General features: G+C 35.4%; 9 protein-coding genes. 6 read left to right on the top strand and 3 right to left on the bottom strand.

Annotated elements, in window-relative coordinates; translation table 11 throughout:
- Nucleotides 1–171: 171 nt before the first annotated feature.
- Nucleotides 172–828 (top strand): hypothetical protein, encoded by a 657-nt coding sequence (locus tag ACGHIN_RS05640; protein ID WP_390451606.1) that lies wholly within the window; start codon nucleotides 172–174, stop codon nucleotides 826–828.
- Between the two features lie 1,145 nt (nucleotides 829–1,973).
- On the opposite strand, the gene ACGHIN_RS05635 is transcribed toward ACGHIN_RS05640, so the two are convergent.
- Together ACGHIN_RS05635 and ACGHIN_RS05630 are read right to left on the bottom strand one after the other, a co-directional pair.
- Complete coding sequence (locus ACGHIN_RS05635) at nucleotides 1,974–2,306, bottom strand: helix-turn-helix domain-containing protein (RefSeq protein WP_390451604.1); 333 nt, start codon at nucleotides 2,304–2,306, stop codon at nucleotides 1,974–1,976.
- 14 nt (nucleotides 2,307–2,320) lie between these two features.
- Nucleotides 2,321–2,752, bottom strand: a complete 432-nt coding sequence (locus ACGHIN_RS05630; RefSeq protein WP_390451601.1) for a transposase — start codon at nucleotides 2,750–2,752, stop codon at nucleotides 2,321–2,323.
- 527 nt (nucleotides 2,753–3,279) lie between these two features.
- On the opposite strand from ACGHIN_RS05630, the gene ACGHIN_RS05625 reads away from it, so the two are divergent.
- A complete protein-coding gene (locus ACGHIN_RS05625; RefSeq protein WP_390451599.1) occupies nucleotides 3,280–4,812 on the top strand; it encodes a SulP family inorganic anion transporter in 1,533 nt (510 codons plus the stop codon).
- Nucleotides 4,813–4,938: 126 nt separating this feature from the next.
- On the opposite strand, the gene fusA is transcribed toward ACGHIN_RS05625, so the two are convergent.
- Nucleotides 4,939–7,002, bottom strand: coding sequence for an elongation factor G (gene fusA / locus ACGHIN_RS05620; protein ID WP_390451597.1), 2,064 nt, complete (start codon nucleotides 7,000–7,002; stop codon nucleotides 4,939–4,941).
- A gap of 473 nt (nucleotides 7,003–7,475) precedes the next feature.
- Between fusA and ACGHIN_RS05615 the strand changes: the two genes are divergently transcribed.
- From ACGHIN_RS05615 to ACGHIN_RS05600, 4 genes are read left to right on the top strand one after another with little or no spacing between them, the layout of a single operon-like run.
- Nucleotides 7,476–8,141, top strand: coding sequence for an HAD family hydrolase (locus ACGHIN_RS05615; protein ID WP_390451595.1), 666 nt, complete (start codon nucleotides 7,476–7,478; stop codon nucleotides 8,139–8,141).
- Between the two features lie 6 nt (nucleotides 8,142–8,147).
- On the top strand, nucleotides 8,148–8,972 hold the full coding sequence (locus ACGHIN_RS05610) for a phosphoribosyltransferase family protein (protein ID WP_390451592.1): 825 nt from the start codon (nucleotides 8,148–8,150) through the stop codon (nucleotides 8,970–8,972).
- Nucleotides 8,962–9,516: a TerD family protein gene (locus tag ACGHIN_RS05605; RefSeq protein ID WP_390451591.1), complete on the top strand. Its 555-nt coding sequence runs from the start codon at nucleotides 8,962–8,964 to the stop codon at nucleotides 9,514–9,516. The genes ACGHIN_RS05610 and ACGHIN_RS05605 overlap by 11 nt, the downstream gene beginning before the upstream one ends.
- A gap of 6 nt (nucleotides 9,517–9,522) precedes the next feature.
- Complete coding sequence (locus ACGHIN_RS05600; RefSeq protein WP_390451588.1) at nucleotides 9,523–10,683, top strand: toxic anion resistance protein; 1,161 nt, start codon at nucleotides 9,523–9,525, stop codon at nucleotides 10,681–10,683.
- Nucleotides 10,684–10,695: the final 12 nt, after the last annotated feature.

The raw sequence follows: 10,695 nt of genomic DNA, 5'->3' as shown, positions 1-10,695 counted from the left end.
TTTTATTTTTTTTTTATTATTAATTATTTATAATAGTTATATGTGATTGTCTTCACCAACCCCGACCTTCAAGGCTGGAGAGCGCGGGGCCCCCCCCCCCCCCCCCCCCCCCCCCCAAAACCAAGAAAATGTGCTAAACAGTTGCTGCGATAGGACTAAAACAAGACTATAATGGTAATGAAACTTATAAATACAATAGAAATTAATCCTTTAAAATATTCTAAAGAAGAATATGAATTACCGGAAATCTCAGATTATCCAGATACAGAAGAATGGTATAGAAAATGGATGGAAGTAGTTTCTAAATTGAATGTAGGTTTTCATACCCTTAAAAAAGATTCCTATTTGGTAGATATTAATACTATTAGTGAGGAAGATTTGCAAATGATTCTTGAAGTACATCTTTCAGATGTTGAACAGGACAATATAGAAGATACTGTTGTGTCTTTTGATGGCAGAATTGTTGTAATGCAGGATGATGAAATTTTAATACAGCCTACCTGTTGTGGATTTATAAGTTATATAAAAGATTGGGAAAGAATTTTTGAACATCAATCTTCCGGCTGGTTAGATATTTGGATTGGACATCCATGGATTTTATGCAAAAAAGAAAATGGAAAAGTTCTGTTTTCTGATTATACAGAATCTAATATTAGTGATAATGAAAATATAAAAGTAATTTTCGAAGCAGAGGAATCAGAACTTAAAATAGAATTTGAGAAAGTAAAACAGGATCAAATAAGTTTTAAAAACAGAATCACAGAAACTTTGAAAAAAATGTATGTTGAAAATGCTGAAAAAATTTCAGAACTAATAACTGGAATATAATTATTCCTTAACAACTGATAAAAGTAACCGATGTCGTAAGAAAAGAAATTCTTCGACTTCCAATTGAAACAGACTCTTTTCGCTATATTGCTCGGTTTATAACCAATGTCGTAAATAAGAATTACATCGTCAAACTTTCACTTTGGAAAAATTCTTATTGATTATTACTTGGTTTAAAAATATTTTATTACGTAAAAACAGTGCGTAGTCATAACATAAATTTGTAATCAGAAAAACACTAACCATTATATATAAAATCAAGTGTCGTTTTAGAATCATACTTCGATTGGTTAATCATTGGGTCGCAGGTTCGATTCCTGCCTTTTCCCTCGAAAAGGAAAAGTAGCTCAGCAGGTAGAGCAAATGGAAAGATAAGATTCTATCATTGTTACCTTGATTAAAAAACAAAAGAGTGCCGTAGAGAAGGCTTACTTCGATCAGAAATTAGATGTAAATCTAAAAATGTATATTTTCCCGAATAACAGTATGGAATGGATACATGTCTGTCTTTTCGCCTTTTGCCTCTTTACTTAAAAAGACTTCAGCAAATAAGTGTCGTAGAGAAGAGTTCCTTCGTATTAACGGTCCTAAGGTAGCGAAATTCGGGTGACCGAACGAGTGAGGTTGGGTTGAAAACCAACTGGGTAAATGCAAGTCTCCCGCAGATGTAAAATTACCGGTTCACTGCCCATTATGGGTAAGAACGACGCTTTTGAAAAAAAAGTAAACTTTTTTCGTCTGTTTCCTTATTTGCGTTTAAAAGATAAACAAGTGCCGTAGAATAGTGTTACTTCGCTCATCACGACGAGGTCGCGGGTTCGAGTCCCGCCTCTTCCATATTTGCAGAATACATAATGCAGGAAGAGTAGCTCAGATGGTTAGAGCACGACATTACGCTTTTTGATAATTGCCTTGTTTTAAAAATATAAAAGTGTCGTAGAGAAGAGTTTCATCGTCTCACTATAGGGGAGGAATAACGAAGCCGGTAACTCCGGCAAGGTTAACCGGTTCGATTCCGGCGTTGACAGCGCCCCGCTCAAGATCTTTTCTTGCCTGTTACCTTTTTTAAAACTCTGATAAAAATTATTTTTATCAGAGTTTTCTTATCTGGAAATAAAAAACCGGTAAATAATTTACCGGCTATATTATATACTTTGAATTTCTTCTTCAAACATTCTTCTCCATTTGGTAATGGTAGTTCTGCTTATTTTATACTTTTTAGACATATAGCTTGTAGAGAAGCCATGTTTGTCCTGATACTGCAAAAGCTTCAATATGGTTTGCTTATCATACGTTCTCAGCTTCTGATTATTTTTCTGCTTTTCTTTAGATTGTTTGAAGATTTTTTCATTAAACTTCAAGATATCCTCAGTTGTATTCAGTTTACTGAGCAATCTCTTAATGGTGGGATCCTTTAATTTTTCAGGCTGCTCTTTTTGAAGCATATCATGATAAATTTTATAGTAATTGGGACGCATTAGAAACTGTGTTTTTATTTATTGTTATTTCTTATTTTCTGTAACCACCGGTGCAAAGTACTTTTCGGGATCGAATATTCTTCTATGATTTCACGGTGGGTCATTTCCCCGGAAAGTATTTTGTTGATAATAAAATCTTTAATCTCCTGAGTATAGATATTCTTTCTGAAATAAGGAATCTTATCAGACTTTGGAGAATCAGATTTATTAACGGCAGCCGGTGGAGCATATAAGATGAGATGTGAGCTGTACAGCCTGAAAAAATCATATTCCAGCAGCTTGCTCCATCGTAAAAGCAAATCCGTATCAATAGATTTGCTGTCATAAACTTGTTCAATAAAATCTTCATCCTTATTAAGAAAGTTGCATATCCTTTCTGCTGTTATTTCCTTTTCAGCCACTCTTTCTTTGATAAACTGGCCGATGTGTATATTTTTATATAACATTGAATACTAAATATTTTTTTGAACTTGCATTGAAAAAAGCAGGAGTGTATTCATTTACAACAGGTAAAGATTTTTCGTACCTATGTGAAGAAATAAAAAATTTACTTAAGAATTGACATGGTTTCTTAGGATATGCAGCAAAGATTGTATCATTGTATTCTATCTAATTTGCATCATCCCAAGTTTCCTTCAGATATAGATATGAATAACACCCTCCATTAAAATTTTCTCATACAATTCTTTATAAATTAATTACTGATTTGTTTTACAATTTTCTGTAATATTTTGCAATTGTAGAAAATAATAAATGTGTTTTGATTCAAATATATAGAAAATAGAAATTGAATAAAAAAAATAATTAAAAAAATAATGTTAAAAAAATACAACTATAAATCTATATATGGTGATATAATCGGGCTGTTTTCCCATTGCTCAGAGAGCAAACCTAATGGATTTGAATGTTAAAGCAATCTTAAAAAACAATAGTGATTGCAGGAATACTTTGAAGTGAATACCTTTGCAGTTCTATGAATACCTATTTATTTGATTTCTCAAAGAAAATAAACTATAAAAACGAATTATTAGCAGGGTTTACCGTAGCGATGACAATGATTCCGGAATCATTGTCGTTTGCTATTCTGGCCGGTCTGTCTCCATTAACGGGTTTATATGCCGCTTTTATGATGGGGTTGGTTACAGCCATACTGGGAGGTCGCCCCGGAATGGTTTCCGGAGGAGCCGGAGCTACCATTGTCGTTTTAATTGCTCTGATCAGGTCTCATGGTGTAGAATATCTTTTGGCAACAGTGATTCTTGCCGGAACTCTTCAAATGATAGTGGGTATATGTAAACTCGGAAAGTTTGTAAGATTGATTCCTCAACCCGTAATGTATGGCTTTCTTAACGGATTAGCGGTGATCATCTTTATGGCACAGATTGAACAGTTTAAAATTGTGGATAGCAATGGAGTGTCTCATTGGATACAGGGAACCAATTTATATATAATGAGCGGATTAACGGCTCTTACCATTGCTATTGTTTACTTTTTCCCCAAGATCTCTAAAGCGGTTCCTTCATCTTTAATAGCTATTTTAATGGTTTTTGCCCTTGTTTCCGGATTTGGGATACAAACTAAAACAGTAGCTGATATCGCTCATATCAGTGGAGATCTTCCTGCTTTTCATATACCCGGCATCCCTTTTTCTTTGGAAACCCTGAGAATTATTTTTCCTTATGCCCTGGTAATGGCCGGAGTCGGGTTGATTGAATCTTTACTTACTTTATCCATGGTGGATGAAATTACAGGAACTAAAGGAAGTGCAAATAAAGAATCTGTTGCCCAGGGAATTGCCAATATTACCAATGGCTTTTTCGGAGGAATGGGTGGCTGTGCAATGGTGGCACAAACACTGGTTAACCTCAATGCCGGTTCAAGAGCAAGGCTTTCAGGAATTATTGCATCAGTAACCATTCTGATCATTATTCTGATAGGGGCTCCTTTTATTGAAAAAATTCCGATGGCGGCTTTGGCAGGTGTGATGATGATGGTAGCCATCAGTACATTTCAATGGGTTTCCATTCGGATTGTCAATAAAATGCCAAAATCCGATATATTCGTTGGAATCACTGTCGCATTAATCACGATCATTTTACATAACCTTGCGTTGGCTGTTTTGGTGGGAGTTATCATTTCAGCATTGGTTTTTGCCTGGGATAACGCGAAAAGAATCAGAGCCAGAAAATTTGTGGATGAAAATGGGGTGAAGCATTATGAAATTTACGGCCCCCTGTTTTTCGGTTCTGCAACAGGCTTTATCGATAAGTTTGACCCGATAAACGATCCCGATGAGGTCATTATAAATTTCCGGGAAAGCAGAATTGTAGATATGAGTGCTATTGACGCTTTGGACAAATTATCAAAACGCTATACCCAACAGAATAAAACATTACGTTTACGCTATTTAAGCGAGGATTGCAGGAGAATGCTGAAAAATGCCGAAGCAGTTATTGAAGTAAATATTGAAGAAGATCCTACGTATAAGGTAATGCCTGAAAAGTAGGGAAGTGTGAGGCTGGATGATGAGAATTTAAAATAGACAGAGCAAACATCTTTGGAAAAAGTAATTGCAAAAGAAATCCTTTATAACCTGAACAAGGACTGTAAATTATTTTACAGCCCTCGTTTTTTAGGTTACTACTATATTGGCGATGAAATCAGGTACTAAAGCGTAGTGTGATAATTTCATGCTGATGGAAGCTCTGCCGCTCGTTAACGTTCTCAGATCAGAAATATATCCGAAAGTTGAAGCTAAAGGTACTTCCGCTGTGAAAATTTTTCTTCCTGACTTTTCATCAATTGAAGTGATGATTCCTCTTCTTTTATTGATATCTGCCGTTACCACTCCTGTATATTCTTCCATACTTTGAATTTCAACCTGCATGATCGGCTCCAAAAGTTTCGGGTTACATGCTTTAGCCGCAGCTCTGAAACCGTCTCTCGCTGCCATTTCAAAATCGTAAGCTGAAGAATCCTGAACGTGAGTAGATCCGTCAAGAAGAGTGATCTTCATACTTTCCAAGGGGTAACCATTCAATGGTCCATTTTGCATGGCGTCCCTGAAACCTTTTTCAACATAAGGAATAAATTCGCCCGGAATTACTCCTCCTTTGATCTGGTTAATGAATTCCAGCCCTGGCTCATTATTTTCTCTTGGTCCGATCTCAAAAGTGATGTCTGCAAAATGGCCGCTTCCTCCTCCCTGTTTTACCAGTTTTTCGCGATGAGTTCTGGTTTCAGTTAAAATTTCCTTGTATGAAACTTTAGGTTTACCCTGATTGATCTCAATTCCATAATTCAACCGGATTTTTTCCAAAGTAACTTCAAGATGCAATTCTCCTAAACCACTCAATAAAGTCTCACCAGTCTGAGGATCTCTTTCAATGACTAAAGAAGGATCTTCCTCCTGAATTTTAGCTAAAACCAAACCGAAAGATTTCTCATCCTGATTGGTTTTAGGTTCTATGGAAACCCTGATAACCGGGGCAGGAATCGTGATGGATTCTAATAATACAGGTTTTTCCATAGATAATGAATCTCCTGTTTTAGCATCTTTTATTCCTGTTAAGGCGACAATGTCTCCGGCTTTACCTTCATCAACAGATAAGGTTTTATCCGACTGCATCTGCAGAATTCTTGAAACCCTGAAGGTTTCTCCTGTTCTTACATTCAAAATAGTATCCCCAGATTGTATTCTTCCGGAATAAATTCTCAGCATGGCCAGTTTACCCATATGTTTATCAATCATCACCTTGAAAACCAATCCGGAAAAAGCTTCTTCCGCATTTCTTATGATTTCAACAGTTTCTTCTGTCATAGGATCTTTTCCTTTTATCGAAGGTAATTGATCCGGTGCAGGGAGATAAGTGACAATGGCGTCAAGCAAAGGCTGAACTCCCTTGTTTTTAAATGCAGATCCGCATAAAACAGGAACCACAGCTCTTGATTTACAGGTTCTCTGTATACTTTCAAGAATCATTTCGTCTGAAATTCTATGAGCGGAATCCAGGAAAATTTCCAGGAAAATTTCATCAGACTCGGCGAGGGTTTCCATTAATCTTATTCTGTATTCTTCAGCTTCTGCCTTATAATTTTCCGGAATTTCTTTTTCAATGATAGTTTCTCCGTTTTCATCAGTCCAGTATAAAGCTTTTTGTCTGATCAGATCAATGACTCCTTCAAAATGATCTTCAGCGCCTATCGGAATTTGTAAAGCTAAAGGCACAGCATTCAATTTCGTTTGGATTTCTTTTACAACTGCGAAGAAATCCGCTCCGATTCTATCCATTTTATTGATGAAACAGATTTTCGGAATTCCGTGTTTTTCAGCTTGGAACCATACGTTTTCTGTCTGTGGCTGTACTCCGGAAGAAGCACAGAATACGGCGACAACGCTGTCCAGAACCCTTAATGAACGTTCAACTTCCACTGCAAAATCAATATGCCCCGGAGTATCAATAATATTGATATTATAAGTATTCCGGTCTTTTTTCCATTGAGTGGAAATCGCTGCGGAAGAAATGGTGATTCCACGGTTTTTTTCCTGGATATCTTTGTCCATTGTCGTATTTCCATCGTCTACGTTTCCGATTTTATGAATGAGCCCCGTATAATAAAGCAATCTTTCCGTTAAAGTTGTTTTTCCTGCATCTACGTGTGCTATAATCCCTATATTTCGTGTGTTGTATTTCATGTTTTAAAATTTTAAAATGTTGATTTTTAGACTTCTGTGTTGGTGTTAAGTCTGGAAATAGGGTAGCAAAAAAGACCTATCTGAACAGATAGGTCTTCTATATTTTTGTCAATAAAGATCTATGTTATTCAGATAAATAATTAGTGCTACCAAAGTACACAGCTCTGATAGGATGGTTTAAAGTAATACTATTTATCATTCTTGTTGACATGTTGATTTTTTAATCGGTGCGAAATTAGAGATTTTTTTTAATTGTCAAAAATTTTTTGAAGCATTTGAATGAATTTTTATTTCTGAATCTAAACCATCAATCAGGAAATTCATAAAATATCTTAAAACTGAAGGGTAAATTCATTCATTAATTTTAAAAATTCTATCTTTGGGAGGTATTGAATGGTTCAATAAAAACTAATGATAAAAAATTAAAATCTTTTTCAAGAAAGAGCTAAATAAAATTTTTAACTTGTAATATTTTGAAAACAGATATCGACATTCACAACCACTGTCATTTTTCCTTTGACCTGTGGCTCACCCTAATCAAATCTCATCCTGAATTTAAAACAAAAAGAGTTGAGCTGTTCTCCTCATTTTTTGACATTCAGAAACCTGTTGAAGAAGTTGCGAAAACCGTAAAATATTATGACGACCTATGTAATAATATCAATGAAGTAATTGGTGGAAATGTGGATACTTTTGAGATTTATTTATTGATTTTAGGAGCATTGAATGTTAATATAAAAGATATTCATAAAGAAAAACTCAATGAGTTTTATCAGAAAAGCGAAGACTTGTTTCTTGAGTACAGACCTGTTGTGATTTTTGAAAATTTACACCAGTTTTTTGAAGAAATTAAAAATCAGGGAAAAACAATTAATATTTTGAGCAATACCGGATTTATCAAAGGAAGAACCATGAGAAAGTTCCTGATAGGGGAAAACCTTGATCAATATATAGATTTCCATATTTACTCAGATGAGATCAATTGCTCTAAACCCAACCCGCTCATTTTCCAGGAGGTTAAAAACAATATCAAAGGAGATCTTCAGAAGAATCAGATTTTACATATCGGAGATAATCCGGTTGCAGATTATCAGGGGGCAAAAAACTTTGGTTTCAACGCACACTTACTTAAACACTAAATCAATATGAATAAACGATACAGTTTACACCACATTCATTCAGCGGATGAATTCACTTTTTCGCCCGCAGAATACAGCTATTTCAAGTATGGCGATAAGTCGTATGCCGAAAAATTTGCGAAAGAACTTTTTGAAGGATTTATTGTTGAAAATAAAGAGCTTTTAGAAACGGATAAAGAAATTGTAGTACTGCCAAGTCCTTATATGGCAATTCCTACGGCTTCTAATTTTTTATGTTTTTATTTTAAAAAGCAATTGGACTTCTATTTATTCCAAAAAGGAAAAAAATCCAGTATCTTGTCAAAAATCAATCGTAATCATACCTATATTACGGATTACGGGAATCTGAATTTTGAAGATCGTAAGAATTTGATAGCCAATGATACCTATTATATTGATAAGGATTTTTTAAGAGGAAAACTTTGTATTTTTATAGATGATATTAAAATTACCGGAAGTCATGAATATACGGTTCACAAAATTCTAGATCAGTATGAGGTGAAAGCAGATTTTGTATTCCTGTATTATGCCGAACTGATGAACTTTGATATTGATCCTAAGATTGAGAACTTTTTCAATTATTATTCGGTGAAAAACATTGAACATATTGCCGAAGTAATGTTAAAGCTTGATTTTCAATTCAATACAAGGATTGTAAAATATATTTTAGGCCTGGAATCAAGTAAATTTGAATATCTTTCGTCTAAAGTAAAAAAGGAACAGATGGATCAATTGCTGGAGTTGGCAATAAGTAATAACTATCATTTAATAAAAGAATACGAGAATAATATAAATACATTAACACAAACAGAACTATACTATGGCTATTAATTTACAGAAAGGACAAAGAGAAAATATAAATGCACCTAAATTTATAGTAGGTTTAGGATGGGACATCAATAATACTTCTACAGGAACTGCATTCGATTTAGATGCATCTCTGTTTTTATTGGGAGAAAATAAAAAACTGGTTTCAGATAATCATTTTGTTTTTTATAACAACCTTGAATCACCGGATAAAGCAGTGATTCATTCAGGAGATAATTTAACCGGTGACGGAGCAGGAGACGATGAACAAATTAAAATCGATTTAACTAAAATTGATTCTGCAGTAAAGGAAATTACTATTGTAGTAACTATTCATGATGCAGATGCAAGAAAACAGAACTTCGGACAGGTAAGAAATTCTTTCATCAGAATCTTCAATCCGGATACGAATGAAGAACTTTTAAAATATGAATTGGATGAGGACTTTTCTATTGAAACAGCTGTAGAATTCGGAAGAATCTATAACAGAAATGGGGAATGGAAATTTGAAGCGGTAGGAAGCGGACAAAGAGAAGGCCTTGAAAAATTTGTAGCAATTTATCAATAATTTATCATGGATAATCAACCCAATCAACCTATTGACCCACTTCAGTCAATTGAACCTCTTAAGACTTTTGAACCTGCACAACCGAGCCAGCCAGCTCAGAGTACAGCTCCGGTTCTGGTAGACAGAGATGGAAACGTTAACCTTACTCAGGTGCAGGAAGGAGAGCGCCAAAGATATGAAACACTGGCCAATTCTATTGATGAGACCAATCCTGGTTCTATCGTGAATTTCGGTTCGGAGCTTCAGAAGACTTTGGCTAACCAGAGTGACAGCTTTTTAGGAAATGTAAGAAGATCAAACTCCGGAGAGGTAGGAGAGCTGATCAACAATCTGTTGGTAGAGCTGAACTATGTTGACGTAGATGAGTTAAACAACAGCAATAAAGTAAAAGGTTTCCTGAGCAGATTGCCGTTCATGAAAAAAGTTATGACGCAGGTGGAAAATCTTTTTGCAAAATATGATAAGATCGTTAACAACATCGATCAGATTTCACATAAGGTAAATGCAGGAATCATTACTTCATCTAAAGATAATGCGGTATTGCAGACGATTTTCGACAGTAATATCAATTCCATCAAGCAAATAGAAGACCTTGTGGTGGCAGGAAGCCTGAGAATGGAAAGAGCAGGACAGGAACTTGCCGAAATGGAAGCCAACGTTCAGAATTATGCGGATTACCAGATTGCGGATAAAAGAGATTTCATTGCACGATTAGACAGAAGAATGGCCGATCTTAAAGTGGTTCGACTGATTATGATGCAGTCTCTGCCGCAAATCAGACTGGTACAGAATAATAATGTTTCCATTGCGGAAAAAGCTCAGACGATCCTTACGACTACACTGCCGGTTTGGAAAAACCAGCTTTCCTTAGCAGTGGCTATGTACAGACAGCAGCAGAATATTGAAATTCAGCAGAAAGTATCTTCTACTACGGAAGAGATTTTAAGAAAGAATGCGGAACGTCTCGGACAGAACTCAAGGAATGTGGCGAAGGCTAATGAGCAAACCATTGTGTCTGCCGAAACCTTGAGAGAAACCACCACCATGCTGATCAATACTTTGAATGAAGTAAAACAGATCCAAAAGCAGGGAGCGGAAAACAGAAGAAAGCTGGATCAGGATTTGCAAACACTGGAACACGAATTAAAAGCAAATATCAGAGGGTAATAATACAGTAAA

Source organism: Chryseobacterium barbadense, from assembly GCF_042849955.1.
Taxonomy (GTDB): Bacteria; Bacteroidota; Bacteroidia; order Flavobacteriales; family Weeksellaceae; genus Chryseobacterium.
This window is presented reverse-complemented; position numbering and strand designations above follow the sequence as displayed.